This window comes from Nonomuraea terrae (assembly GCF_004348995.1).
GTDB lineage: Bacteria > Actinomycetota > Actinomycetes > Streptosporangiales > Streptosporangiaceae > Nonomuraea > Nonomuraea terrae.
Genome location: NZ_SMKQ01000012.1, coordinates 40,101 through 65,399, shown reverse-complemented (window position 1 = coordinate 65,399; position 25,299 = coordinate 40,101). Strand labels below are relative to the sequence as shown.

Annotated in this window: 19 protein-coding genes; 9 read left to right on the top strand and 10 right to left on the bottom strand. The window is 69.6% G+C overall.

Annotation, left to right across the window (positions count from 1 at the left end; all coding sequences use genetic code 11):
• Positions 1–84: 84 nt before the first annotated feature.
• The 6 genes from E1286_RS07125 to E1286_RS07100 all read right to left on the bottom strand — a co-directional run bounded on the left by E1286_RS07125 (position 85) and on the right by E1286_RS07100 (position 10,172).
• On the bottom strand, positions 85–4,659 hold the full coding sequence (locus tag E1286_RS07125; protein WP_223189653.1) for a ThuA domain-containing protein: 4,575 nt from the start codon (positions 4,657–4,659) through the stop codon (positions 85–87).
• Between the two features lie 111 nt (positions 4,660–4,770).
• Entirely contained in the window at positions 4,771–5,604 is an 834-nt protein-coding gene (locus E1286_RS07120; protein WP_132609939.1) for a sugar phosphate isomerase/epimerase family protein, read from the bottom strand.
• Between the two features lie 27 nt (positions 5,605–5,631).
• Positions 5,632–6,837 carry a substrate-binding domain-containing protein gene (locus tag E1286_RS07115; RefSeq protein ID WP_132609937.1) on the bottom strand — a complete coding sequence of 402 codons (1,206 nt, stop codon included), beginning with the start codon at positions 6,835–6,837 and terminating at the stop codon, positions 5,632–5,634.
• Complete coding sequence (locus tag E1286_RS07110) at positions 6,824–7,774, bottom strand: ABC transporter permease (RefSeq protein ID WP_132609935.1); 951 nt, start codon at positions 7,772–7,774, stop codon at positions 6,824–6,826. The genes E1286_RS07115 and E1286_RS07110 overlap by 14 nt, the downstream gene beginning before the upstream one ends.
• Complete coding sequence (locus E1286_RS07105) at positions 7,771–8,742, bottom strand: ABC transporter permease (RefSeq protein ID WP_132609933.1); 972 nt, start codon at positions 8,740–8,742, stop codon at positions 7,771–7,773. Before E1286_RS07105 ends, E1286_RS07110 begins: the two co-directional genes overlap by 4 nt.
• Complete coding sequence (locus tag E1286_RS07100; RefSeq protein ID WP_187368132.1) at positions 8,739–10,172, bottom strand: sugar ABC transporter ATP-binding protein; 1,434 nt, start codon at positions 10,170–10,172, stop codon at positions 8,739–8,741. Before E1286_RS07100 ends, E1286_RS07105 begins: the two co-directional genes overlap by 4 nt.
• A 310-nt stretch (positions 10,173–10,482) precedes the next feature.
• On the opposite strand from E1286_RS07100, the gene E1286_RS07095 reads away from it, so the two are divergent.
• Positions 10,483–11,673, top strand: coding sequence for an ROK family protein (locus E1286_RS07095; RefSeq protein WP_187368130.1), 1,191 nt, complete (start codon positions 10,483–10,485; stop codon positions 11,671–11,673).
• A 466-nt stretch (positions 11,674–12,139) separates the two neighbouring features.
• On the opposite strand, the gene E1286_RS07090 is transcribed toward E1286_RS07095, so the two are convergent.
• Positions 12,140–13,153: a hydroxyacid dehydrogenase gene (locus E1286_RS07090; RefSeq protein ID WP_132609927.1), complete on the bottom strand. Its 1,014-nt coding sequence runs from the start codon at positions 13,151–13,153 to the stop codon at positions 12,140–12,142.
• A 234-nt stretch (positions 13,154–13,387) separates the two neighbouring features.
• Here E1286_RS07090 and E1286_RS07085 point away from each other — a divergent pair, with 234 nt between their 5' ends.
• The 3 genes from E1286_RS07085 to E1286_RS07075 are packed head-to-tail and all read left to right on the top strand — an operon-like array spanning position 13,388 to position 16,939.
• Positions 13,388–14,377 (top strand): ABC transporter permease, encoded by a 990-nt coding sequence (locus E1286_RS07085; protein ID WP_132609925.1) that lies wholly within the window; start codon positions 13,388–13,390, stop codon positions 14,375–14,377.
• Positions 14,374–15,258, top strand: coding sequence for a carbohydrate ABC transporter permease (locus tag E1286_RS07080; protein ID WP_132609923.1), 885 nt, complete (start codon positions 14,374–14,376; stop codon positions 15,256–15,258). The genes E1286_RS07085 and E1286_RS07080 overlap by 4 nt, the downstream gene beginning before the upstream one ends.
• Before the next feature lie 31 nt (positions 15,259–15,289).
• Positions 15,290–16,939 carry an extracellular solute-binding protein gene (locus tag E1286_RS07075; RefSeq protein WP_132609921.1) on the top strand — a complete coding sequence of 550 codons (1,650 nt, stop codon included), beginning with the start codon at positions 15,290–15,292 and terminating at the stop codon, positions 16,937–16,939.
• A 42-nt stretch (positions 16,940–16,981) separates the two neighbouring features.
• Here E1286_RS07075 and E1286_RS07070 read toward each other — a convergent pair whose 3' ends face one another.
• A complete protein-coding gene (locus E1286_RS07070; RefSeq protein ID WP_132609919.1) occupies positions 16,982–18,847 on the bottom strand; it encodes a DUF2264 domain-containing protein in 1,866 nt (621 codons plus the stop codon).
• An 87-nt stretch (positions 18,848–18,934) separates the two neighbouring features.
• A complete protein-coding gene (locus E1286_RS07065) occupies positions 18,935–21,655 on the bottom strand; it encodes an exo-rhamnogalacturonan lyase family protein (RefSeq protein WP_132609917.1) in 2,721 nt (906 codons plus the stop codon).
• A 271-nt stretch (positions 21,656–21,926) separates the two neighbouring features.
• Here E1286_RS07065 and E1286_RS07060 point away from each other — a divergent pair, with 271 nt between their 5' ends.
• Together E1286_RS07060 and E1286_RS51915 are read left to right on the top strand one after the other, a co-directional pair.
• Positions 21,927–23,012, top strand: a complete 1,086-nt coding sequence (locus E1286_RS07060) for a LacI family DNA-binding transcriptional regulator (RefSeq protein ID WP_132609915.1) — start codon at positions 21,927–21,929, stop codon at positions 23,010–23,012.
• Positions 23,013–23,016: 4 nt separating this feature from the next.
• The gene (locus tag E1286_RS51915; RefSeq protein WP_425464743.1) at positions 23,017–23,541 is read left to right on the top strand and encodes a hypothetical protein; all 525 of its coding nucleotides are present in this window, start codon (positions 23,017–23,019) and stop codon (positions 23,539–23,541) included.
• Here E1286_RS51915 and E1286_RS07050 read toward each other — a convergent pair.
• Positions 23,515–23,883, bottom strand: coding sequence for a GNAT family N-acetyltransferase (locus E1286_RS07050; protein ID WP_132609913.1), 369 nt, complete (start codon positions 23,881–23,883; stop codon positions 23,515–23,517). The genes E1286_RS51915 and E1286_RS07050 overlap by 27 nt on opposite strands.
• 189 nt (positions 23,884–24,072) lie before the next feature.
• Here E1286_RS07050 and E1286_RS07045 point away from each other — a divergent pair, with 189 nt between their 5' ends.
• The 3 genes from E1286_RS07045 to E1286_RS47625 are packed head-to-tail and all read left to right on the top strand — an operon-like array spanning position 24,073 to position 25,163.
• Entirely contained in the window at positions 24,073–24,423 is a 351-nt protein-coding gene (locus E1286_RS07045) for a GNAT family N-acetyltransferase (RefSeq protein ID WP_132609911.1), read from the top strand.
• 4 nt (positions 24,424–24,427) lie between these two features.
• A complete protein-coding gene (locus tag E1286_RS07040) occupies positions 24,428–25,045 on the top strand; it encodes a GNAT family N-acetyltransferase (protein ID WP_165969621.1) in 618 nt (205 codons plus the stop codon).
• A complete protein-coding gene (locus tag E1286_RS47625; RefSeq protein ID WP_165969613.1) occupies positions 25,017–25,163 on the top strand; it encodes a hypothetical protein in 147 nt (48 codons plus the stop codon). Before E1286_RS07040 ends, E1286_RS47625 begins: the two co-directional genes overlap by 29 nt.
• Positions 25,164–25,299 lie beyond the last annotated feature (136 nt).

Genomic DNA, 25,299 nt, shown 5'->3' with positions numbered 1-25,299 from the left:
CGGCGTTCGGTCTCTCGGTGAAGGCAGGCCCGTGCCGCCGCCCCGCATGTGGCGAGACGGCGGCCCGGGAGGTGTTCAGCTCTCTCAGCCACGGATGACCGAGATCACCTTGTCGGCGTCGCGGGTGAGCACCTGACGAACGTCGGCGCGAGGGACGAGCGTCGCGTCCGTGACGCGTTCCTTGAACTCATCGAGGAACCGCACCGCCCGGTCGTCCTTGCCGGACGCCTCGGCCTTGCGGGCCTGGGTGAGCCTCTTCGTCAGCTTGCCGTGCGCGCCCTGCGACAGCCAGCCGCTGGCACGGAACCTGTCGAGCAGGTTCTGCATGTCCTGCAGCGACGTGGTGACGCCGAACCGTACCGACGTGGTCACCGCGTTGCCGGCGTTGTCCGTGGACGTGACCGCGACCGTGTGCGTGCCCAGCGTCTGGGTGAACAGCGGCAGCACCGAACCCGATGTGTACGGGGCGTTGTCGAGGGTGCCGGTCGTGCTGCGGACGCCCGAGGTGGCGTCCACGGCCTCCCAGGCGATCGCCACGTCTTGGTGGTCGCCGTACGTCTCGCCGTCGGCCACGCCGGACACCAACAGGGTGGGCTTGGTGCCGTCGATCTTCAACACCGCGGCCTTCTCCTCCTCGACGTTGCCTGCCGCGTCGGCCGTGCGGTAGCGCAGCTCGTGCTCGCCGTCGCCGTCGACCACCACGGGCGTTCCCGCGTAGGGAGTCCAGGCGCCGCCGTCGAGCGCGTACTCGATGCGCTTGACGCCGGAGTGGGCGTCCTGCGCGGCCAGCTCGACCGGGACCGAGTCCTTGCTCCATCCCTTCTCGTTGGGCGGGGCGAACGACGCGGTGGTCTGCGGGGCGGTCGCGTCGATCTTGAGGGTGAGCGAGCGGGCCTGCTCGACGTTGCCCGCGCCATCCCGCGAACGGTACTCCAGGGTGCGCGCCCCGTCGCCGCTCACGGTGAACGGCGTGCTGTACGCGGTCCAGGCGCCGCCGTCGATCCGGTACTCGCTGGCGGCCACGCCGGAGCCGCCCTCCTCATCGGCCGCGGTCAGGGTGATCTCGACCGGAGCGGTGCCGTACCAGCCCTCCTTGCCGTTCGGCTCGGCCGGGTTCGGCTTCGCCGTGGTGGTCGGCGCGGTCTTGTCGGCAGTCTCACCACCGGCCTTGGTGAAGCGGAAGGTCTGGTTGGGGGCGAGCGTGCAGTTCCACTGGATCACCGCGGCGCCGTCGTCCTGGGAGACGCCGAAGACGTCGACGCACAGCCCGGTCTTGGCCGAGACGATCTGGAAGAGGCCGTCACCGCCGGCCGGGACCAGGGTGAAGTACTGGTTGGGCGCGTCACCGGTGCCGCTCGCGTGGCAGGTCCACTGGACGAGCTGGGTACCGGGTGTGGTGGTGCCGCCCGGGACGTCCGCGCACTTGCCGCTGCCGGCGTTCTTGAGCTGGTAGCCGCCGGGCGCGGGCATCACCTCCCACCGCTGGATCGGATCGCTGGTGGCGCCCGACTGGACGAGCGTGGCGTCGTCGGCGGTCGAGGCGTCCTGCGTGGTCACGTTCTTGCCGCTGTGCTGGGCGGTGACCGTGTAGACGCCCGGCTCGATCACGGGAGGCGGAGCATCGCCCACGAACTGGACGGCGTCCAGGTCGAAGGCGTTGGCGGCGGAGTTCTTGAACACCACGTAGAGCGTCGAGGTCGTCGCGTCCGCCGCCACCGGGACGGTCTGGGTCTGCTGGTAGTTGTTCCAGCCTCCGGTACCGGGGACCGTGGTCCTGGCCAGGAGCCGGCCGGTGGGGGACTCGGCGTGCAGTTCGATCGCCCCGCCGCCGGTGGGGCTGGACAGCCGGTAGTTCACGCCCTTGACGGCGTGCAGGTTCATCGGAGTGAACGAGATCCAGTCGTTGTTGCTGATGTCGCCGATGCGCTTGCCGCTCTCGGCGCCCTGCTCCTCGATGACCCGCACGCCCGACTGGGCGTTGAAGAACTCGGCCTGCTTGCGCATCGGCTGCAGGATCGCCTTGGCGTGACCGGTGAGCGGCATGTCCTGCGAACCGTCGGTGTAGCGCGCGTTGAGCACGTAGAACAGGTTGGCGCCGTCGGGATGCCCGCCGAGGTTGCCGGTGTTGACGACGCCCTCGCAGCCGGGGATCTCCACGGTCTCGTGCTCGTGGTCGTCATGGCCGAGCGCCGGGTTGACGAACACCTTGGAGCAGTCGATCTCGCCGTCCTCGGGGTCGGTGACCTTGATCTTGTACGGCACGTCCTGGCCGAACTGGATCGGCGAGCCGTTCAGCGGGGTCTCGATGGTCACCGTGGGCCGGGTGTTGCCGGCGATGATGTCGATGTTGGCGAAGCCCTCCTTGCCGCTGCTGTCGCTCACCCTGAGCTGGGCGGTGAACTCGCCCGCGGTCTGGTACACGTGGCTCGCCTTGACCTCGGTGGAGTCGACGGTGCCGTCGCCGTCGAAGTCCCAGGCGTAGGTGAGGGCGTCGCCGTCGGGGTCGTAGCTGCCGGAGGCGTCGAACTCGACGCTCAGGGGGGTCGGGCCGTCGGTCCGCGAGGAGGTGGCCTTCGCCACCGGCGAGCGGGCGCCGGCCGCGTAGTCGATCCGGTAGAGGCCGGAGTCGTTGTTGCCGCCGCCGAAGTCGGTGCCCCACTCCAGCAGGTACAGCGAGCCGTCGGGGCCGAAGGTCATGTCCATCGGCTTGAGGAAGGGCGTGTTCCCCAGGAAGTTGTTGATCTTGAAGACCTTGTCGTCGGCGTCGAGGTGGATCTCCTTGACGTAGTGGCGCGACCACTCGTAGAAGAGGTTCACGCCGTCGAAGTAGGCCGGGAACTTGGTCTCCGACGGGTTGTCGGCCTTGTACCGGTAGACCGGGCCGCTCATCGGCGCCGCGCCGCCTGAGCCGAGCTCGGGGAAGGTCGGAGAGGTGTCGTAGCCGTACCACATGACCGGCTTCTCGATCGGCGGCAGCTCGGTCAGGCCGGTGTTGTTCGGCGACTCGTTGACGGGGGCGGCGCAGGTGAACTTGGCGCCGATCTCCTTGGTGTCCGGGTTGTACGGCGCGTACGGCTGGTTGTCACCGTGGCAGAACGGCCAGCCGAAGTTGCCCGCCTTCTTGATGACGTTGTACTCCACCAGGCCCTCGGGTCCCCGGTCGGTGGTGGCGCCGCCCCGGTCCGGGCCGTAGTCGGACACGTGCAGGTACCCGGTCTTGGCGTCGACGGTGAACCGGAACGGGTTGCGGAAGCCCATGGCGTAGATCTCGGGGCGGGTCTTGGCGGTGCCCGGCGGGAAGAGGTTGCCCTCGGGGATTTCGTAGCCGCCGTCGGCCTTCGGCTTGATCCGCAGGATCTTGCCGCGCAGGTCGTTGGTGTTGCCCGCGGTACGGGCTGCGTCCAGCATCTGCTGGCCGGGACGCCAGTCGAGCGGCGCGTACCCCTGCCAGTCGGGCGACAGGTTCGGCGGCGTGTCGTCGCCGACGCTCAGGTAGAGGCTGCCGTCGGGGCCGAACTCAACCGCACCGCCGGTGTGGCCGGGCTCGGGGAAGGTCCGGGCACGATAGGCGGGGACCTCGATGATCTTCTTTTCGGTGCTCAGGTCGATGGTGTCGCCCTGCACGGTGAACCGGGACAGCCTGTTGACGTCCTCGGCGCTGTCAGCCGGTGACCAGTACACATAGATCCACCCGTTCTGGGCGAAGTTCGGGTCCAGTTCCATGCCGACCAGGCCGTCCTCACCGCCGGTGTAGACGTCGAGGGTGGCGGCGGTGACGGTCAGGTGGGTGTCGGGCTTGTAGATCTTCACCTCGCCCTGGCGCTGGACGTAGAACACGCGGCCGTCGGGGGCGACGTCCAGCTCCATCGGGTTGCTGGTGTTGTCGTCGAGGGTGACCTTCTCGAAGCTGCTCCATACAGTGCCGCCGCAGTCGCCCGGCTGGGCGCCCGCCGCCCACTCGATGCCGCCGAGTACGTGCTCGCGGAACTCGGGCTCGGCGTACGCGCCCGCGTCGTGTCCCATGGCGGTGGCCCACACCCGGGCGCTCTCGGCCTGGCGGCACCAGGAGATCGGGTGGTCCGCCCCCATGGCCGAGGAGCCGGGGTCGTAGGTCGTCTCGTCCGCGGCGACCAGGACGTGCACGTTGCCGCGCGGGTTCGGCGAGAAGTTGTACCACTCCTCCGGGCGCTGCCACCGCTGCGGGAGGTTCTTCGTGGAGGGGTGCACCCGGTCGACGACCTTGGCGAGGCCCTGGAGGACGCCCGGCGAGTGCGCCGGCATGTGGGCGCCGCCGTTGATCAGATCGTCCCACCAGGGGAACTCGTTCTCGACGCCCATGTCGAGCGCGTTGTGGATCGCCACGACGCCCTTGCCCGATCGGACGAACTTCTGCAGCGCCTGGCGCTGGGCGTCGTTCTCCCACACCATGCCGGAGTTCTGCAGCATGATCAGGACGTCGAACCCGGCCAGGTCGGTGTCGTTGAACACGGAGGAGTCGGCGCTCTGCACCACTTCGAAGGCATGGGCCGCGGCCAGGTCGTTCACCATCTGGCTGCCGGCCGGGATGGAGTCGTGCACGTACCCGACCGCTTTGGTGAACAGCAGGGCGCGGAACCCGTGAAGGGCACCGGTCGCCTGGGCGGGAGCCGGCGACAGCACCAGTAACAAGGCTGGGAGTAAGAGGGCAGCGAGAAATCGTCGCATGGCGAATCTCCGGGTGGGGAGAAGGGGGTGACCGGAAGCGCCCCGGCGGGGGCGCGCCGGCGGGCGTCAGAGAGTGCGCAGGTAGGCGAGGCCGTCCACGGCCAGCGTGTCCTGGCTTTCCGCGAGCGGCCGCCAGATGGAGGCCGCGGTGGCGATGGTCTGGTTGTGAGCGGTGAACGACTCGATGACGAGCGGGCCGGTGTAGCCGGCGTCCCGCAGGGCTTGGGTGAAGCCGGGCCAGTCGAAGTGGTCTGCCCCCGGCGTGCCGCGATCGGTGCCGCACACCTGCACGTGCCCGATCCGGCCCGCCGCGGCCCGTACCGCCTGGGCGGGGTCCTTCTCCTCGATGTTCATGTGGTAGACGTCCAGTGCCAGGTAGCAGTCCTCCGGCAGCGCGTCGAGCGCCTGCTCGACGGTGTTGAGCAGACTGGTCTCGTACCGGTTGAGCGGCTCGACCGCGAGCTTGATCCCGCGCTCGCCCGCGTGGTCCAGGACGGGCCGCAGATTCTCGCGCAGCTCGGCGTACGCGCTGCGGCGCTCGTCCGGCGAGAGCCGCCACGTACGCCCGACCGAGGCGTACGCCGGCCCCCCGATCACGGGGGAGCCGACGGCCACCGCCACGTCGACGCAGTGCCGCAGGTAGTCCTGGGTGTCACGGACCGCCTCCGGGGACGCGGCCACGAGCTCCCGCCCCGGCGGCATGACCAGCACCACCGACGCGGCCAGCCCGTGCTCGGCCAGCACCGCCGCGGCCTTGTCCGGGTTCCAGTCGCCAGGCCACTCGACGGGCAGTTCGATGACGTCGAAGCCCCACCCGGCGACGCGCGGCGCGAGCCGCGCCAGGTCGTCGTCGGTCAGCGGGGAGACCCAGACCCAGGTGTTCACTCCGATGGAGAACATGGCGTCCCTCTTCGTCGTCGTCTCGGCTCAGCTCTTCTTTCCGCCCCAGTTCTCCGGGAACCCGGGCAGGTCCTCGCAGCCGCACAGGGCGTAGTGCAGCGGCGGCATGTTCGGCTGGAGGTAGGTGGGCAGGGTCTCTTCGGTGATCTTGGGCTGGGGCAGGTTCCAGACCTTGGGCACCTCCTCTCCCTTGAGGATCTTCAGTGCGGCGATGATCGGGGTGCGCCACTGGTACGTCGGGTACGTGGGCGCGATGGCGGTGAGCTTCGCGTCCTTCCACTTCTGCAGGAAGTCCTGCTGGTCCTCGCCGGTGACCGGCGGTACCGGCAGGCCGGCGTCCTCGAACGCCTCGACCGCGGCCACGGCGGTCCCTCCGGAGTCCATCCAGACGCCGTCGATCTTGCCGTAGCGCTGGATGTAGTCGTTGACGATGCTCTTGGTCTTTGCGGCGTCGCCGTCGGTGAACTCCACGCCCACGACTTGGAGCCGGCTCTTGTCGAAGACCGTCTTGGCCGCCGACCAGCGGGTCTCCAGCACGTCCACGCCGGGGCTGATGCGCAGCGCCAGGACCTTGCCGCCGTCCGGCACCTTCTCCACCAGGAAGTCGGCGGCGTCGGCGCCGTACAGGTAGCCGCCGATGGGCTTGATGAACGTCACCGGGCAGTCGGTCTCCACACCCCGGTCGAACACGATGACCGGCACCTTCCCGCAGGCGCCCTTCACGGCCGGGGTCAGCGTGGCGGTTGTGTTGGGCGAGACGATCAGCGCGTCGCAGCCCTTGGCCTGCAGCTCGGCGATGTCGGAGATCTGCTTGTCGTCCTTGCCCTCGGCGTCCAGGGCGGTGAACTCGGTGATCTCCTTGTGCAGGCCGACCTCGGCCTGCATGGTCTTCCAGCCGACCTGCCGCCAGGGGTTGTTGACCGCGGCGTTGGAGAAGCACAGGTGGTACGGTCCGTCCTTCTTGAACGTCTTGGTGTCGGTCATCTGCGGGGTGATGGCCTGCTCCCACGGCTTCCCGTCGGGGCCCTGCGGAGTCTGCGACCGCATGGCCAGCTGGGCGTCGAAGTCGGCCTGCACGAAGAACTTCGACTGCGTGCCCGTGCCCGACCCCTGGCCGGTCTGGTCGGTGCTCGCGGCCGGCGCGCTGCTCTGGGCGGCGGGCGGCTTGTCGGTGGTGCAGCCCGCGAGGGCGAGTGCGGCGAACACGGCGACCGTGGCCTTACGACGCGGCATGTGCGTCTCCTTTTCGGGGGGTGAACTTCCAGGGAAGTCGGACGGCTCCCGCCGCGACCGCGACGATGATGATGACGCCCTGCACGGTGAACTCCAGTGCCCCCGAGATGCCGTACAGGTTGAGCAGGGTGAACAGCGCCTCCAGCGTGAAGGCCCCGGCCATGGCGGCCAGCACGGAGCCGCGTCCGCCCCCGAGCACCACGCCGCCGAGGACGACCGCGGTGATGGCGGAGAACTCCAGCCCCTGGCCGACCTGGGCAGAGACGCCGGCGAAGCCGCCGAGCAGGATCGCCGTGACGGCCGCCGCCAGGCCGGAGAGCATGAAGGCGAAGATTTTGACCCGGTGGACCCGGACCCCGGACAGCGCCGCGGCACGCTCGTTGTCGCCGGCGACCATCAGCGTCTTGCCGAAGTCGGCGCGCATGAGCCAGATCGCCGCCGCGCCGACCGCCAGGAGGATCAAGACCGACCACGGCACCGGCCCGAGTCCGCCACGGCCGAAGGCGCGGAACCCCTCCGACAGCGCACCGCGCGGCGCGCCGCCCGACCACAGGAACACCGCTCCGGACAGGACGAGCAGCATGCCGAGCGTCACGATGAACGACGGGACCCGCAACTTGGTGGTGACCACGCCGTTGACCAGCCCGACGAGCAGCCCGATGACGATCAGCAGGGCGATGACCGGCCAGGTCGCGGGTTCCTCGCCGTCGATGAGGCGGGCGGCGATCACCACCTCGGCCGTCACCAGCGAACCGACCGACAGGTCGAACTCGCCGGAGACGATGACGAAGTACTGCCCCGCCGCGAGGATCACCAGCGGCGCGGCCCGCTTGGCGAATGCCAGGAATCCGGCGGGCTCCAGGAAGAAGGGATTGACGAAGGCGATCGCGGCCAGCAGCACCACGAGGACCGCCAGGATGGGAAGTGCCCGCTTCATGCCGACCGCCCCTTGGTACGCCGGGCGTAGACGGCCACCGCGATGACGATGACCACGCCGCGGACCACGTCCTTGACGAAGGAGTTGACCTCCAGCTGGTTGAAGATGGTGTCCAGCACGGCCAGCAGCAGCACCCCGCCCACGGTTCCGGCCACGCCGCCCTTGCCGCCGGCCAGCGCGGTCCCGCCGAGCACGACCGCGGCGATGGACTCAAGGTCGTAACCGCCGTCGGTGCCCACCGTGGGCGCTCCGGCGCCGAGCCGGCTCGCCAGCAGCAGGCCCGCGACGCCGGCGCAGACGGAGCACAGCACATGGGTGAGCACGACGATCCGCCCGGTACGGATCCCGGACAGGCGGGCGACCTCCTCGTTCCCGCCGACCGCGTAGATCCGATATCCCAGCCGGGTCCTGCTCAGCAGGAACCAGGCCACGACGGCCACGCCCGCCCAGAGCAGGGCGGAGACGGGGACCGGTCCGATCCGGGAGTAGCCGAGGACCTGGAACGACTCGGGCACCTTGCCCGCGGGCCCGTCGTACAGGTGGTCGAGGATGCCCCTGATGATCAGGGCGACTCCGAGCGTGGCGATGAAGGCGTGGACCCGGAGCCGGGTGATGACCAGCCCGTTGACCAGCCCCACCAGAGCGCTGAGGGCCAGAACCGCGGCGACCGCGGGGACGATGTTCCCGTCCTGGCCCGCCATGATCTCCGCCGCGACCAGCGAGGTCAGGCTGATCAGGTATGCCACCGACAGGTCGAGCGACCCGGCCAGGATCGCCAGCGTCTGCCCGACGGCCACGATGCCGAGGGCAGCGGAACGCTGCTGGATCCCGACGACGCTCTCCATGGTCAGGAACTGGCCGCCGTCGAGCGCGACGAGGACCCAGCCGAGCGCGATCAGGCCGAGCAGCGCGAGGAACACCACCTGGGTGGGCTCGCGTAGCCGCGCCGCCACCGGGATGCCGTTCATGACACCACCTCCGCCGCGGCCAGGCGCATGATGGCCTCCTCCGAGGGGCCGGCGGGCAACGTGCCGGCGATCCGGCCGTCGCGCAGGACCACGATGCGATCGCTCATGCCGATGAGCTCGGGCAGCTCGGAAGAGATCATCATGATGGCCATGCCATCATTGGCCAGCTCGCGCATCAGATCATGGATGGCGGCCTTGGCGCCCACGTCGACGCCCCGGGTCGGTTCGTCGAACAGCAGCACGCGCGGCGCCATCGTCATCCATCTGGCCAGCACGACCTTCTGCTGGTTGCCGCCGGAGAGGTAGCCGACCTCCTGGTCCTGGCGCGGCGGCGACAGACGTACGCGTTCGAGCAGGTCGTGGACGCCGTCGCGGTCCTTGCCACCCACCGCACGGGCGACGAGCAGCGCGTTGTCCCGCACCGACTGGTGCAGGGCGAGCCCTTCGGCCTTGCGGTCCTCGGTCACGAGCCCGATTCCCAGGGCCACGCCTTCGCGTACCGATCGGGGCCGCGATGGCGTCATCTCGCCCTCCGTGAACGGCTCCGCGCCGAAGATCGCTTTGGCCAGCTCGGACCGTCCGGAGCCCTGGAGGCCCGCGACGCCGACGATCTCCCCGGAACGCAGCTCCAGATCGATGCCACGCAGCTTGTGGTTGCCCGCTCCGCGCAGGCTGAGCCGGGTCTCACCGACGCCCGAGGAGCGGGGCGGGAAGTAGGTGCCGAGGTCGCGGCCGACCATCAGGCGGATCAGCTCGTCGGAGGTCACCTCCCCGATCGGGTGGGTGGTGACGCGGGAGCCGTCCTTGAGCACGGTGACCCGGTCGGCGAGGTCGAACACCTCTCGTAATCGGTGGGAGATGTAGAGCACCGCGACGCCGCGCTCGCGAAGCCGGCCGATCAGCCGATAGAGGAGCTCGACCTCGTGCTCGGCGAGGGCGGCGCTGGGCTCGTCCATGACGACGAGCCGGGCGTTCACCGACAGCGCCTTGACGATCTCGACGACCTGCTGCTGGGCCACCGACAACCGCTTGACGGCCTCACGCGGACCGAAGGAGCCTTCGCCGAGCTCGTCGAGGAGCCGTTCGGTGGCTTGCTCCATCGCCGTCCGGTCGACCAGGCCGCGCCGGACCGGCTCGCGTCCAAGGAAGACGTTCTCGGCGACGGTGCGCTCGGGCAGGAGGTTGAACTCCTGGTAGATGATCGCGATGCCGGAGCGCTGCGCGTCGAGGGGGTGGCCGAAGGAGGTCGGCCGCCCGTCGATCTCGATGGTGCCCTCGTCCGGAGCGTGGACCCCGCAGATGATCTTCATGAGGGTGGACTTGCCGGCGCCGTTCTCTCCGACGACGGCGTGCACCTCGCCGGCGGTCACGTCCAGGTCGATGCCGGACAGCACCCGTACGCCGAGGAAGCTCTTGCCGATGCCACGCATGCTCAGCACGGGCTCCACCTCCGGCTCGCCGTCCGGGCGAGACCACCCTGCTGCGTCTTCTCGCGTGGCGACCCGGCTAATCGGAGAGTGGCCGCACCTGCTGACTGCGGGGCTCCGACCTGCACCCGCCCCATGAAACCTGTCCCAATGATGCGCATCCTCCGATCATTGGGCGGTTTCTGGCTTATGTCCCTCATGTTGCCGGATGCTAAAGGCGTCTTATGTCGATGGTCAAGCAAAACTGGCGGGTAGCTATGGCATAACTATGATGTGACCGGAAAGATCCGGTTTTCAACGAACGGAGCAGGTGTTGACTGAGAGCACGCTGATCGACGCCGGCGGCTCGGCCGCCGGAGCAGGGGCCCTGCTCTCGATCCTGCGCGACGGACGGCCGCGCACCCGCGCCGAGCTGGCCCAGCTCACCGGATGGGCCCGCTCGACGCTCTCGCTTCGGCTGGACGCCCTGATGCACCAGCGCCTGGTCGCGCCCACCGACGACGCGATCCACTCCGGCGGACGTCCCGCGACCACGTTCACCTTCAACCAGAGCGCACGGCTCGTGCTCGCTGCGGACCTTGGCGTGACTCACGCCCGGCTCGCCGTCACCGACCTCGCGACCATCCCGCTCGCCGAACGCACTGCCGAGATGCCTATCGACCGGGGCCCGGAGCCCGTGCTGACCTGGCTCATCGAGACCTTCCGCCAGCTGCTCGGCGAATGTGGCCGCAGCCTCGCCGACGTCTGCGGCATCGGCGTCGGCCTCCCCGGGCCGGTCGAACACGGCACCGGCACGCCGGTCAACCCGCCGATCATGCCCGGCTGGGACCGATTCGCGGTGCCCCAGTGGCTGAGCGCCCGGCTCGGCGCCCCCGTGCTGGTCGACAACGACGTCAACATCATGGCGCTGGGTGAGTACTGGGCGGTGAGATCGCAGGTCCAACACATGATCTTCGTCAAGGTCGGCACCGGTGTGGGCTGCGGGATCATCAGCGAAGGCCGCATCCATCGCGGCGCCCAGGGAGCGGCCGGCGACATCGGGCACATCCGGGTCCCGTCGTTCGAGGAGGTCGTCTGCCGGTGCGGCAACATCGGATGCCTCGAAGCCGTGGCGGGCGGCGGGGCTCTGGCCGCCCGCCTGCGCGAGGCGGGCGAGGACGCCTCCGTCAGCCGCGACGTCGTCGACCTGGTGCGCGCGGGCAACGTGCGTGCGGTCCAGGCGGTCCGGCAGGCGGGCCGGGAGATAGGCATGGTGCTCGCCTGGGTGGTCAACTTCTTCAACCCCTCGCTCATCGTTGTCGGCGGCGACATCGCCGAGGCGGGCGAGCATCTGCTCGCGGGGGTCCGCGAGGTGATCTACAGCAGGTCGTTGCCCCTGGCCACGCAGCACCTCGGCATCCTGACCAGCGAACTCGGCGACCGCGCCGGCGTCACCGGCGCGGCCGTCATGGTCATTGAGCATGTACTGGCGCCCGATGTGGTCGACCAGGCGGTGACGGCCTAAACGCGGGAGGATAAGACGGACAGGGTCCTAGTTTTGCCTGACAATCGACAAAAGGCGCTCGTCCTCGAACCGGCTTGGTTCAGGGCTTGATGGGCTCGATGCCGGTTGTAGAACCGTTCGTACTGGCGTAGGGCGCGCCGCAGGTGGCGTTCGTTCCAGATCAGGCCTCGGCGTCCTCGGCCTCTTCGCTCGCCGCTTCGCCGGCCTACCGCGCTTTCGGCGGCTTCCTGCCCGTCAACGTGTACGCGGTCTGTGTCTCCCACGCGGTCGTCCTGGTCGCCATCCTTCTCGTGCTTTCCGGCATCCTGACGGGTCCGCTCGTCAAGTTTGCTCTTGCCTCCGCCCTCGCACCACCCTCTGCTGGCGAAGGCCGCCGCCGTACGAGCCCTGCAGCCGGTGTACTTCATGTTCTGCCGTGGTGGTGTGGTCATCTCGTGACCCGGAGTGGTGACCGCAAGACGGGGTGTCAGGCGATGTACGCGAGCTGCTCCGGCTCCACGCGGCCGAGCAGCGGCACACCGCCGAGGAGGCGGCTCACCTCGGCGACGGCGAACTCGCCGAGAAGCCGGAGCTCGCGGCCCTGCGCGCCCGCCAGGTGCGGGGTGATCAGGACGTTCGGCATGGCGAAGAGCGGGTGGCCTGGCGGCAGTGGCTCGGGGTCGGTGACGTCGAGGATGGCGGAGATCCGGCCGGTGGCGCACGATCGGGTCAGCGCCTCGGTGTCGATCAGCGATCCACGGGCGGTGTTGATGACGATCGCGCCGTCGGGCAGCAGGTCCAGCCGGCGGGCGTCGAGCATGTGGCGGGTCTCGGGCAGGGCGGGGGCGTGCACGGTGACGAGGTCGCTGCGGCGGCACAGGTCGTCCATGCTCACGGGCTCGGCGCCGAGGCGCGCGGCCTCGGCGGCGCTCACGTACGGGTCGTACAGGAGGATCTCGACGTCGAACGCGCGCAGCCGCCGCAGGACGTGGCGGCCCACCCGGGAGGCGCCGATCAGCCCGACCGTGCGGCCGTTCAGTCCGGTGCCGTCCCCGGAGAGCCAGTCCTTGGGCTCGCCCTCGACGGCCGCGGCGTACCGCCGCGCGCGGCTGAAGACCCGTTTAGCGCCCAGGACGAGCATGGCGATGGTGTAGTCGGCTACGGGGACGGCGTTGGCCTCGGCGGCCGACGACACGACGAGCCCGCGTTCGAACACGACGGGGTCGACGCCGGCTTTGACGGTGCCGGCGGCGTGCACGATGGCGCGCAGCCGCGGCGCGGCGGCCAGCACCCGGGCGTCGACCCGGGGGCAGCCCCACCCGGTGAGAAGGATCTCCGCCTCCGCAAGCGCCGCGGCGGCGGCCGGTCCTTCGAACGAGGTGAACGTCGTCGCCGGGTCGATGTCGACCAGTTGCCGCAACCGGGTGACGAGGTCGGAGGGGAAGATGCCGCCGAACGCCCAGGGGGCGATGGCGAAGACCGCAACGGGTCGCCGAGGCACGGAGTGTGCTCCTATCCGTCGAGAGGGCGCGATGAAAACGGTTCCACCGTTGAGGCTACTTCACCACAGGAGGCGGCCGCATGCGAGACCATCGTTGTGACGTTACCGCTGAACTGACGCCTTATCCGGAATCCGCGCCCCCGGCCATGCTATTGACGGAGGCATGTAACCGTTTTATGTTGATGAACATTCTGTTTCGGGCTTGGCACCGCAAGAGAGGCCTTGGACGTGAGCATGACGCGGGTCCGCCGCGGCGCTGGTGGCACCAGCCCTCCGACCGAGAAGACCCAGGATCCGCCCGCCGGCGGCGGCCCCCGCACCGGCCGCTTACAGCGCATCAGGGCCGACCGCGTCCTGCTGCTTCTCGCGGTCCCCGGTCTGCTGTACTTCCTCGTCTTCCACTACGGTGCCCTGTCCGGAAACGTCCTGGCCTTCCAGGACTACATCCCGTTCCTCGGGGTCTCGGGCAGCGAGTGGGTCGGCCTGTCGCACTTCGAGCGCATGTTCGGCGACCCCGCGTTCTGGAACGCGGTCAAGAACACGCTGATCATCGCCGCCCTGCAGCTGGTGTTCTTCTTCCCCGCCCCGCTGGCCCTGGCGCTGCTGCTGCACAGCATCGTGGGCGACACCCTCAGGCGGTTCGTGCAGAGCGTGGTCTACCTGCCGCACTTCCTGTCCTGGGTGATCGTCATCGCGCTCTTCCAGCAGATGCTGGGCGGCGCGGGCGTGGTGAACGGCTGGCTGTCCGACCTGGGCGCGGGCCAGATCTCGATCATCGGCAACCCCGACGCCTACGGCCCGCTGGTGGTCGCGCAGCTCATCTGGAAGGAATGCGGCTGGGCCACGATCATCTTCCTGGCCGCGCTGTCACAGGTGGACGAGCAGCAGTACGAGGCGGCGGCGCTGGACGGCGCCGGCTGGGGTCGCCGGCTGTGGCACGTGACGCTGCCGGCGATCAGGCCGGTCATCGTGCTGCTGCTGGTGCTACGGCTGGGTGAGTTCCTGTCGATCGGGTTCGAGCAGTTCTTCCTGCAGCGCCAGTCGGTGGGCCCCGAAACCGGCGAGGTGCTGGAGACGTTCGTCTACTTCACCGGCTTCGCGGGCGGCGACTTCGGTTACGCGGCCGCGGTCGGGCTGTTCAAGGGCGTGATCGGCGTGGTGCTCATCTACACCGCCAACAAGGTCGCGCATCGGCTGGGCGAGCAGGGGGTTTACAAGGCATGAGCGCGAGTGCACCGGCCTGGATGGGCCGTCCCGGCCCCGCCGTGCGCGCCGCCAAGGCGGTGGCGCTGACCGTGGTGGTGGCGCTGGTCATCTTCCCGCTGTGGACGGTCCTGGCGACCAGCCTGGCCAGCCCGCAGAACGTCATCGAGAACGGTGGCTGGGTGATCTGGCCGGAGGAGTTCTCCTTCGGCGCGTACGCCGAGATCCTCCAGGGCGGGATCATCACCCGCGCGCTGCTGGTCAGTGCCGGCATCACCCTGGTGGGCACGGCGCTGAGCCTGACGTGCACGATCGGCCTGGCGTACACGCTGAGCCGGCCGCAGGTCTACGGCGGCAAGCCGATGCTGCTGCTGGTGCTGTTCACCTTCCTGTTCCCGCCGGGGATGGTGCCGCTGTTCCTGGTCGTGCAGAGCGCCGGCCTGGTCGACCAGTACGCCGCGCTGATCCTGCCGTTCCTGGTCAACGTGTTCAACCTGGTCGTGATGCGGGGCTTCTTCCAGTCGATCCCGCAGGAGCTGCTCGACGCCGCCCGCATGGACGGCGCCGGCGAGCTGGCTATCCTGCGCAAGGTCGTGCTGCCGCTGTCCAAGGCGGTCATCGCGGTGATCGGCCTGTTCTACGCGGTCGCGTACTGGAACCGCTTCTTCGAAGCGATCATCTACTTCAACGACCAGACCAAATGGCCGATCGGCACCGTCCTGCGCCAGTACGTCACCGGCGGCGCCTCGCTCGCGGAGACCTCCGGGGAGCTGGCCACGGCCTCTCCACAGTCCGTGCAGATGGCCGTCGTCATGCTGGCGACCCTGCCCATCGTGTGCGTGTACCCGTTCCTGCAGCGCTACTTCGCCAAGGGCGTGCTCACCGGCGCACTCAAGGCGTGACACCTCACCGACCCCCCAGCGAGGAATTGCCATGGACAACAGCATCAACCGCCGCGGCCTGCTCAGGATGGCGGGCATGAGCGCGCTCGGCGTGGCCGCCGCGCCGCTGATCACCGCCTGCGGGGGCGGAAGCGGCGGAGCCACCGGCAGCGTCTCGAACGCGGGCAAGCAGCTCGTCCCGTGGCCCGCGTACGTGCCCTTCGCCGGGCCCAAGCCGGACGCCCCAGGCGACGAGACCGGCGTGCAGCCGCTCTACTTGAAGTATCCCGAGACGCTGACGCAGTCGGTGAACGACACCGTGGGCGACGGCTCCAAGGTGACCGCGCTGGTGGTGACGTTCGGGCCGCCGCCCGCGCCGGTCGCGCAGAACCGCTTCTGGCAGGAGATCAACAAGGCGCTGAACGTCGACCTCCAGGTGACCGTCGTGCCGGACCCCGAGTACGGCCAGAAGATGACCACGCTGATGGCCTCGGGCAGCGACCTGCCGGACATCATCATGTTCACGAACCTCGCGCTGCCGCACTCCCTGGAGTTCATTCAGGCGCAGTGCGCCGACCTGTCGGAGTTCGTCGGGGGCGACGCCGTCAAGGAGTACCCGAACCTCGCCAACATCCCGACCTACGCCTGGAAGGGCATGGGCCGGATCAACGGCAAGCTCTACGGCGTCCCGCTGGAGCGGCCGACCCCGGCCAACAGCCTGTTCGTCAACCGCACCGCCATGGACGAGGCCGGCATCCCGAAGGACTGGACGACCGAGCAGTACCTGGAGGCGATGCGGGAGCTCACCGGCGACCGCAAGTGGGGGCTCGGCTGGTACAAGACCCTCTTCGGCGGCCTGGGCTCCATCACCTACCACGCGGGCTCGCTGGGCGCGCCGAACACCTGGACGGCCACGGGCGGTCAGTTCGTCCACACCATCAGCACGCCGCAGTTCGAGCAGGCCGTCGACACCATGCGCAAGCTGGTCGAGGCCAAGACGGTCTATCCCGACAGCCTCACGGTCAGCTCCACCGACATGCAGAGCCACTTCCACAACGGCACGGTCGCCTCGATCCAGGACGGCTTCGGCTCGGTGGCGCCAGCCACACTCTCCAAGATCGACGGCAGGTTCGAGCTCGACCTGGGCCGCCCCTACGGCCCGCAGGCCACGCCTTGGCGGAGCGCCGGCCTGTTCGGCTACGTGACCTTCAAGAAGGCCGCCCCCGAGCGGATCAAGCTGCTGCTGCGCATCTGCAACTACCTCAGCGCGCCCTTCGGCACGAAGGAGTACGAGCTGGCCAACTACGGCGTCGAGGGCGTGCACTTCACCAAGGACGACAGGGGCATCAAGCCCACCGACCTGTTCGACACCGAGAACAACTCCTCCCTGCCCGTGAAGTACCTCGGCGCCGCGCCGTCGGTCCTCTACCTGCCCGGCTACCCCGACACGGCGCAGGCCGTCTACGACTGGCAGAAGGCGAGCCTGCCCAAGAGTGTCGCCAACCCAGGCCAGGGGCTGCGCTCGGCCACCCAGGTGAGCAAGGGAGCCCAGCTCGACCAGATCATCGGCGACGGCATCGCGGCGATCGCCTTCGGCCGCAAGCCGCTGTCGGCGTGGAAGGATGTCGTCACCCAGTGGCGGCAGACGGGTGGCGACCGGATGGCCGAGGAACTGGCAAAGGAGCACGCGGCGGCCCAGTGACCCCTGACGGCTTCGGTGGCCTGCCCGCCGCCGAAGCCCCGGTCATCGACGGCGTTCGCACCCGGGGACGTCGCCCAGGCGGACCGTCACCGTCTCTCCGCCGGGCAGGGCCAGGACGACCACGTCACCCTCGACCCGCACGCCCGGCGAGGGCGGCTCCTGCGCCGTCCGCGCGAGCCGTACCAGGCTGACGTAGATCGCGGTGCCGCCGGGGTGCGCGCCGGCGATGACGTACGGCGTGGCCGAGTGCGCGCCGAAGGCGTTGGCCCCCTGCGCCGTCATCAGCCCCGAGCCGGTGTAGCCGTGCAAGGCGCGAACGGCGCTGCTCAGCCCGTCCGGACGCAGGGCCAGCGCGACGCCGTCGCCTTGCCGCAGGCCGAGTGGGACGTCGGCGGCCAGGGCGTGTCCGCCGTCGCGCACCCGGTGCCCGGCGGGGGCCGTGACCTGATGGATCCTGATCTCCGCGGCGCCGTCGACCACCGAGGCGGTGACCACCCTGACGGGGCCGTCCCGGTAGGCCGAAGCGGCGAACCGGTCGGACACCGCCAGAGGCTCGATGCGCCGCCTGAGCGAGGCCGTCCCGTCGGGGGCGATGACGGCCAGGTGGTTGTCCACACCCTGTGCCTTATCCCCGAGCTCGGGCCCGGTGTGGCTGGTGTAGGCGAGCTTGAGGTAGTGAGGATCGGGCGGCCCGTTCGGGTCCTGGACGCGGTCGCGGTCGCTGCCGTGGTTGACGAGCCGTACGACGCCGTCGGCGCGGGTGGCGTGCAGCAGCCAGCCGGGCGCCGGCATGGTGAGCGCCTGGTCGGCCAGCTCGACCGGCGCCGCCTCCTCCGGGTCCGTCCAGACGGGGTGGTCGGCAGGCAGGAGCAGGCCCAGGAACGCCTTGCTCGCCCAGTACGGCGACGCCGGGCCCGAGTAGTCCTGCGCGATGGGCCGGAACGGGCCGTACCAGCCGAGGGTGAGCAGGCCGCGCTCGTCCGGCACCCCGCGCTCGGCGAAGTGACGCAACACACCGCCGGCGATGCGCCGGGTCCGGCCGGGCGGCAGGGGAGAGGCACCGGTCAGCACCCCCAGCCACAGCGGCGCCACCGTGGCGAACCGGTAGGTGAGCGAGCGCCCCTGGTGCACCGGCCCGCCGTCGGCGGCGAAGAAGTGCTGGTACTGCTCCAGGAAGCGGCGCAGCCGCGTCGCGTACACCTCCTGGCGGGCGGTGTCGCCGGCCATCCGCGCCCACAGCGACGGGTACAGATGCAGCGCCCACCCGCCGTAGTAGTCGAAGTTCTTGCCCTTGCCGTCGGAGTACCAGCCGTCGCCGGCGTACCAGTCCTCGATCCGCTCCAGCCCGCCGGTGATCTCGCCCGGTTCGTACGGCCCGCCCACCTCCGCCAGGAACTGCTCGACGATCACCCGGAACAGCACCCAGTTGTTGTCCGGCGTGCGCCGGCCGACGAACCCGGCCAGCCACGCCACCACCCGCTCCCGCTCTGCCGAGGGCAGCCGGTCGAACAGCCAGGGGCGGGTCTCGTGCAGCGCCAGCGCCACCGAGGCCGCCTCGACGAGCTGCTGCGACATGTCGGTCAGCGCCGGCCAGGCGTACGGGTGCGCGGGGTCGCTCCCGGCGGCCAGGCCGGCGGCGTAGCGCTCCAGCAGCGCAGCCGGCACGTCGCCGCCCGCGCCGGCGATGCGGAAGGCGGCCAGCAGGAACGTGCGGGCGAAACCCTCCAGCCCGTCGCTCACCGGCCCCGACCGGCTCGCCCTGCCCGGCAGGCGGAACTGGGCGAAGCCGTCGGTGGCGTACGGCAGCACGGAGTCCAGCAGGTGATCCGCCATGGCCTCCCAGTGCGTCCGGGTCCAGCCGGTGTGGCCGGACAGTCGTTCGTCGGGTGGGGGGAGGCGCAGTGGCATGGCGGGGCTCCTGGGATCAGCTTCTCGTGTTCGGCCGGCGCAGCTCGATCATGCCCGCGCCGTGGACGTAGTCGGGCCGCCCTCCTCCTACCGCTTGTCGCCGATGAGGGCGAGGCACTGGATGGCGGCCAGGCCATACTGCGCGGAGGCGTTGGTCGAAAGGTTCGCCTCCTCCACCGGCTTGAGCACCTTCGAGCCCTCGATCCGTACGGACTCGAACGTGTGGTTCTTCGGGTAGCCGGCGTGGCCGGTGTCGAACTCCCGCCACGCCCGCGCGGCCAGGTCGTCGTCCCCGAGCTTGACGGCGGCGTAGGCGGTGAGCCTGGAGTGGGCCTGACGCAGGTTCTGGCTGCCGAACGACTGCCCCGTCTCGGCGCGCTGCTCTTCTGCGGTGCCGTTGTACAGGCGGCAGTACTGCAGCCACGCCCGGGTGAACGCCTCGTCACCCGTCAGGCCGATGAGCTCGCTGCACACCTCGACCAGCCCGAACACCGCGCTGAGCGAGCCCACGCTGACCGCGGTCTCGTCCGGCCGGAAGGTGCCGTCGTCGATGTCGTACAGGCCGCTGCCGCGGACGAAGCCGTTCGGCATCGCCGCGATGGTGCGCATGCTGTTGAGCAGCTTCTCCTTGGCGACGGGGTCACCGCCGCGCTCCCACTCGGTCAGCCAGGCGAGCGCGAGGCCGCTCCAGTCCGTCCCGGTGCCGACCAGGAGGGCGTGCGGGTCAGGCTCGTACGGCTCGGTGCGCAGCTTGCGAAGGGGGTCGAGCACGAGGAACGCCTTGTCGGAGTCGACCAGGTCGTGCAGCAGGTCGCCGATCCGCTCGTCGGCCGTCAGGAAGTAGAGGAAGCGCCGGTAGCCGGCGTTGCTGATGCGGGCCTGCTTGGCGCTGTCGCCCCAGTGCTGCACGCCGTGCCGCGTCCCCAGGTCACGCCACTCGCCCAGGTGGTAGACATCGACCTCGCCCGTGTGGCGGGTCATCGCCTCGGCGAAGCGGAACGCCTCCGCCCGGCCGGTGCGCAGGTAGTGGTACCACAGCCACAGGTCGGTGGACAGCTCGGAGTTGTCCCAGGCGTAGCCGCCGACGTCGTAGCGCCAGACGTGCCGGTCCTCGTCGTAGCTGTGCATGATGTCGCCGTAGTCCCAGAAGCCGTACCACGAACGCTGGTCGACCTGCTTGCTGTGGTAGTCGAACAACAGGTCCAGGCGGTCCTCGATCAGCGCCTTGGCAGGGGAGGAGCGGTCCAACGGCACCCAGTCGCCGAACACCCCGGCCGCGTGCAGGTGCGCGGGCGGGGCGACGACCAGCGGCGGCGTGCGCACGGCCGCCGCCAGCTCCGCGACGCGTGCGGCGGCGGGGGTGGCCTCCAAGGCCCAGAACATCAGCTCCGTCGTCCGCGCGATGCCGTACGGGGTGCCGAAGCCCGGCTCGTAGTCCTCGTACGTGATCTCCAGCCCTTCGAGCTGCTCGGCGTAGGTGTCCTGGCCGAGGCCGTCATGGTAGAAGCGCAGGTCCATCGGACCGGCCTCGGGCGACCAGAGCCACACCGTCACCTCCGCCTTCTCTCCTGCCGCGCCGCGGATGTCGAGCTGGGTGGGGTGCAGCTGCCAGAAATTGCGCATGCCGAACGCGAAGCCGCCGCTCGGGCTGCCGACGTACCCCAGGCCGGAGGCCTGCCCGCCGGCGTCGACGGGGATCCAGCTGTGCCCGGCCTTGGTGCGTTTGCGGATCTGGAAGCCGTCCGCGCTGAGCTGGCGCAGCGAGTAGTCGCCGAAAGCCGGGATCAGGTGCAGCCGGGAGCTGACCCGGGTGTCCCACGTCTCCACCGGCGGGGTGGCCTGCCCGGCGACCTGCGCCTGGCGGACCGCCGCACCAGGGTCGCGGCGCAGCCCGGTGATGCCGCGCACCGCCTCGGACAGCACGCCGTCGCCCCGGCCGGCGAACCGTACGTGCCGGTTGTACAGCTCGTCGCGCATCGGCACCTCGAAGCGGATGCCCAGGCCGCGGATGAAGTCCTCGTTCGCGTCGCCGTCGTACACGAAGCTGTGCACCGCGCGGATGCCGTCGCCGCCGGCGTAGAAGTACAGCCGCACGGTGAACGGCAGCCACGACCGGTTGCCGTGCCGGTGCTCGCCCTCGATCTTGACCACCGCGCGGACCGGGCCCGACTGCTCGACCGTCACCTTGCCCGTCCGGCCGGTGAACTTCTCCGTCTTCCCCGAGCCGCCCTCGTCGTCGCCGGGATCGTCCTGGCGCAGGCAGACCAGCTCGCCGCCGCGGGCGATCTCGGTGTCGCCGCGCCGGATGGAGCTCACCAGCTGGTCGCCCTTCTTCGGGATCCGGCACCGGATGACGCCGGTGTCCACCTCGACCTCGTTCCGGCCGTCCTTGACCGTCACGGCCGTCACCGGCGCGGCGGGAGCGCCGGCCGTGAGCACGTACTGCTCGGCTGGGGGGACCTCCGGGCCGATGGCGTGCGCCGTCCACTTGAGCGACCCGTCCGGCCAGTACGCGGTGGCCCACGTCTGGACGGGCACCTGCTGCCCGGCGGCGGTGCGCAACGCGAAGGCCTGCTCCTTGGGCACGGTGCCCTTCGGCCACGCCACCCCCCACGTGGATCCGCCGGCGAGCTGCCGCGGCGCGCCGCCCTCCAGCCACGTGAGCTGGACGCCGTCCTGGAGGAGGCCGCTCGCCCGGGCCGGTCGGGTGACCTCGGCATGCGCCTGTTTCGAGGACCAGCCGATCTGCCCGGCGGCGCCGACCGCCGCCGCGCTCAAGAGCAGGTTCCGTCGGGACATCATCGCCATGGGGGGCTCCACTCGGGGTTGGCGTAACGCGGTGGGAACGGCCACGTGTTTAACCGTTTACCTAACGCCGATGGCAGCATGACGTGATCGAACTGTCAAGAGGATCAGTGAGTCGCAGAATGCGTTTCCACAGGTGTCCTGCCCCAGACCATTCCGATGTGGCTCCTCATCGGCTTTGAGCACATGTACAGTGTCGAAGAGGTACGTCAGACAGCGACAGCATCGCGTGTAAGCGGTTTACCAGTGAAGTCGAGTGTCAGGTGGAGGCGGGATGGCTCGGCGTGCGGTGTCCGACGACGAAGGGCGGCGGCCGACCACGATCCGCGACGTGGCGGCGCACGCCGGCGTGTCCGTCGCCACCGTGTCGCGGATCCTGTCCGGCACCTACCCCAGCGCCCCCGCCACCCGTAGCAAGGTCATGCGGGCGGTCCGCGAGCTCGACTACGTGGCCAACGCCAACGCCCGCGGCCTGGCCGGCGCGAGCAGTCGCAGCGTCGCCATCATCGTCAACTCCGTCGTCTCGCCCCACTACGCCCACGTCGCACAGGGCGTCCAGACGCAGGCCGCGCTCGAAGGCAAGCTCTGCATCGTCGGCACCACCGGTGGCGACCCCGAGCGCGAGCTCGCCACGGTCCAACTCATGCGGCAGGAACAGGCCGAATGCGTGATCCTCGTCGGCAACGTCGTCAACGACGACGCCTACCGCGAGCGCATGGCCGAATACGCCCGAGCGCTCGCCCTCGCGGGCTCGCAGCTCGTCCTGTGCGGGCGCCCCGCGCTGGGCCCCGACGTGCCCGCCCTCGTCATCGAGTACGACAACACCGGCGGCGCCCACGCCATCACCAGCCATCTGCTGTCGGCCGGCCACCGGCGCATCCTCTTTCTCGGCCGGCGCGAGGGCTACACCACCCCCGACAGCCGCATCGCCGGCTACCGCAAGGCCCTGGCCGACTTCCACGTGCCCCACGACCCCGGCCTGGAGATGGACGGCACGATGGAGCGTCACGAGGGCTACCGCATGATCCGCGAGCGGCTCGACGCGGGGCCGCGCGACTTCACCGCCGTCTTCGCCGGCAACGACCTCATCGCCGCCGGCGCCCGCCAGGCGCTGCGCGAGCACGGGCTGCGCATCCCCGACGACGTTTCCATGGTGGGCTTCGACGACCTGCCCACGGCCGCCGACATCGACCTCACCACCGTCCACGTGCCGCACGAGGAGCTGGGCCGCACCGCCGTACGCATGGCGCTCGAACACAAGCGCACCAAGTCGGGCGTGGCCGACCACGTGATGCTCGGCACCCACATCGTCGTCCGCGACACCGTCCGCCCGTTCCCAGCCGAAGACACTTCGCTCTAGTGCTGTGACCGGAAACGATCACCGGGTTCGTGCCGGTTGGATGGAGTACGCCCTGATGCACCGCTCCGAGCGGACCTTCGCCTTCGACGAGTTCGGCCCGCCGGGCAATCTCCACCGTCAAAGATCATGGCCCGGCAGTCATCGCCAGCCAGTTCGCTTGACAACTCAAGATAACGAGCGAGTCGCTGGGCAGGTTCGCGGAAAGACGGCACGAGCGTTATTGACACCCCGCTTCCGGAGCCGTGGGGCTCAGAATGCCGGGCAGTCGCACGGCGATCATGGCGATGTCGTCCTTGCACGGCATGGGTGGCAGGGTGAGCAGCTTGTCGCAGAAGGCCTCGAGGGGCTCGCGGGCCAGACGAGCGCCGCTGCGGCGCAGTCGTTCCGGCCCTATGTCGAGGTGCTCACCGGGCACTTCCACCAGGCCGTCGGTGTAGAGCAGCAGCGTGCTGCGCCCCGGCAGGACCGCGACGGCGCTGCTGCGCGGCGCGGTCTGGTGGTCTCAGCCGCCGCCCTTCTCGCGCGCTGACTCGGCAGCAGCACGATCGGAGTAGCCGGGGTGTCGGGCGTCGATCAGATCGGCATATGTGGTCGTTCGCGCGAGGTAGTCGGCCACAAAGGGGCAGATAGCGGTGATCGTGCCTGCGCGGGCACGGATCTCGTCGAGCACTTGCCGCACCATCGCGCCCGCCACGCCCTGGTGTCGATGACTCGACTCCACCTCGGTGTGCAATAGGGCATACCGGTTGGGCTTCAGGTGGGTGTAGTAGAGCCAGCCGACCAGGTCGCCGTCGCGGTGGAGCTCAAAGCGGCCTTGATCGGTGTTGTCCATCAGCGCCTCGGTTACCGGCACCTGTTCTTCGCTGCTCATCGGCTCACCCTTTCCAACGTGTAGTTACACCGCGCACTACACTCTGAGCGGACTATTAAGTCCAGTTACGGCGTCTATATTCTCGTAGGCACGGCCTGAGTAGCATACGTTGGACTTGATAGTCCGTTGGTGCCCTTGAGGAAGGCTGCTCGGGCCACCGACCGAAGACTGACGAGGTGAGAAGAGAACATGGAGCCATCACCAGCCGCCGTTGAGGTGCGCAAGGACGAGACCACCCGCCTCCACGAGGCGCTGACCGATGGCCGGGCCGACGGCACGCTGGCTTACGAGACGCCCGGCGGACGGGTCACGCGCACCCACTCGTACGTGGACCCAGACCAACGGCATCGGGGCATCGCCTCGGCGCTGGCCCGCCATGCCCTGGAAGACCTCAGCCGGAGTCGGACCAAGGTTGGCTTCTCTTGCGGGTTTGCTGCCGACTACGCCCGGGCCCATCCCGGGTGGAACGACACCGTCGACACCAGCCGCTCGGCCTTCACCGCCACCCGCACCGCACGAGACGCGAACAGCGGGCGCTGACATCATGGACGACCATCACGTCTCCATCGAGCCTGAGCGCATCGTCACTCCGACCCTCATCTTGCGGTCCTGGTCTGCCGAAGATGCCCAAGGGGCGTTCGAGATCTACGGGGACCCGAGAATTGCCAAGGCGATCGGCAGGCGACAGCCTGTGCGTGACCTCGCCGAGATGCGGGAGTTGTTGGGAGACTGGGAGCTGCAGTCGTCACGGAGTCCTGTGCCACAGGGTCTGTGGGCAGTGGAGGCGACTGACGACGGCCGGCTCCTCGGCGGCGCGACTCTGCTTCCCTTCAGTCCGCGCGATCCCCAGCTTGTGATGGGGTGGCATCTGCGGCCCGAGGCCCGTGGCCACGGTGTGGCTGGCCAGATTGGGCATGCTCTGGCACACCAGGCATTTCTTACCGCCGACGTCGATGAGGTCTTCGTTGCGGCGCCGGCGCAGAACGCCGGCAGCCTCGCTGTTGCCAAACGTCTCGGAATGACAGTCGTCGATGACTTCGACTGGGCGCACCACGGCGTAAGACTCGAGGTGCTGCGGATGGGCCGGGCCGACCTCCACAAGATCCGACCCGGAATCTCGCTGGACTACTCCTATGACCCAGACGGGCTGGACGACTGGTGAGCTCGACGACGACGCTATCTCCGGACTACGGTCGATGGCCGGGTCAACGGGCGGCTCCGTCCCGGCGGCCAACCGCGCGCTCCGCGAGCTGGAAGGGGTGTGGACGCTGAGCCCGTGACCAGCCCTCCTCATGCAGCGCAACCGATCAAAGGGGCAGTTGACTCACGGACTGCCCTCTGACTCGAACTCCGACACCAAATCCAAGCTCTTGGTGAGTGGATGCACCGCTCCAATTGCCTGGCGGCAACGTGGAC

Bases quoted from the DNA above. Each gene is read 5' to 3' on its own strand.
- E1286_RS47625 (WP_165969613.1), top strand. From the start codon at position 25,017: ATGACCCAGACGGGCTGGACGACTGGTGAGCTCGACGACGACGCTATC.
- E1286_RS07115 (WP_132609937.1), bottom strand. From the start codon at position 6,837: ATGCCGCGTCGTAAGGCCACGGTCGCCGTGTTCGCCGCACTCGCCCTC.
- E1286_RS07105 (WP_132609933.1), bottom strand. From the start codon at position 8,742: ATGAACGGCATCCCGGTGGCGGCGCGGCTACGCGAGCCCACCCAGGTG.
- E1286_RS07070 (WP_132609919.1), bottom strand. From the start codon at position 18,847: ATGCCACTGCGCCTCCCCCCACCCGACGAACGACTGTCCGGCCACACC.
- E1286_RS07110 (WP_132609935.1), bottom strand. From the start codon at position 7,774: ATGAAGCGGGCACTTCCCATCCTGGCGGTCCTCGTGGTGCTGCTGGCC.
- E1286_RS07060 (WP_132609915.1), top strand. From the start codon at position 21,927: ATGGCTCGGCGTGCGGTGTCCGACGACGAAGGGCGGCGGCCGACCACG.
- E1286_RS07085 (WP_132609925.1), top strand. From the start codon at position 13,388: ATGACGCGGGTCCGCCGCGGCGCTGGTGGCACCAGCCCTCCGACCGAG.
- E1286_RS07050 (WP_132609913.1), bottom strand. From the start codon at position 23,883: ATGAGCAGCGAAGAACAGGTGCCGGTAACCGAGGCGCTGATGGACAAC.
- E1286_RS07045 (WP_132609911.1), top strand. From the start codon at position 24,073: ATGGAGCCATCACCAGCCGCCGTTGAGGTGCGCAAGGACGAGACCACC.
- E1286_RS07075 (WP_132609921.1), top strand. From the start codon at position 15,290: ATGGACAACAGCATCAACCGCCGCGGCCTGCTCAGGATGGCGGGCATG.
- E1286_RS07080 (WP_132609923.1), top strand. From the start codon at position 14,374: ATGAGCGCGAGTGCACCGGCCTGGATGGGCCGTCCCGGCCCCGCCGTG.
- E1286_RS07100 (WP_187368132.1), bottom strand. From the start codon at position 10,172: ATGCGTGGCATCGGCAAGAGCTTCCTCGGCGTACGGGTGCTGTCCGGC.
- E1286_RS07065 (WP_132609917.1), bottom strand. From the start codon at position 21,655: ATGGCGATGATGTCCCGACGGAACCTGCTCTTGAGCGCGGCGGCGGTC.
- E1286_RS07120 (WP_132609939.1), bottom strand. From the start codon at position 5,604: ATGTTCTCCATCGGAGTGAACACCTGGGTCTGGGTCTCCCCGCTGACC.
- E1286_RS07040 (WP_165969621.1), top strand. From the start codon at position 24,428: ATGGACGACCATCACGTCTCCATCGAGCCTGAGCGCATCGTCACTCCG.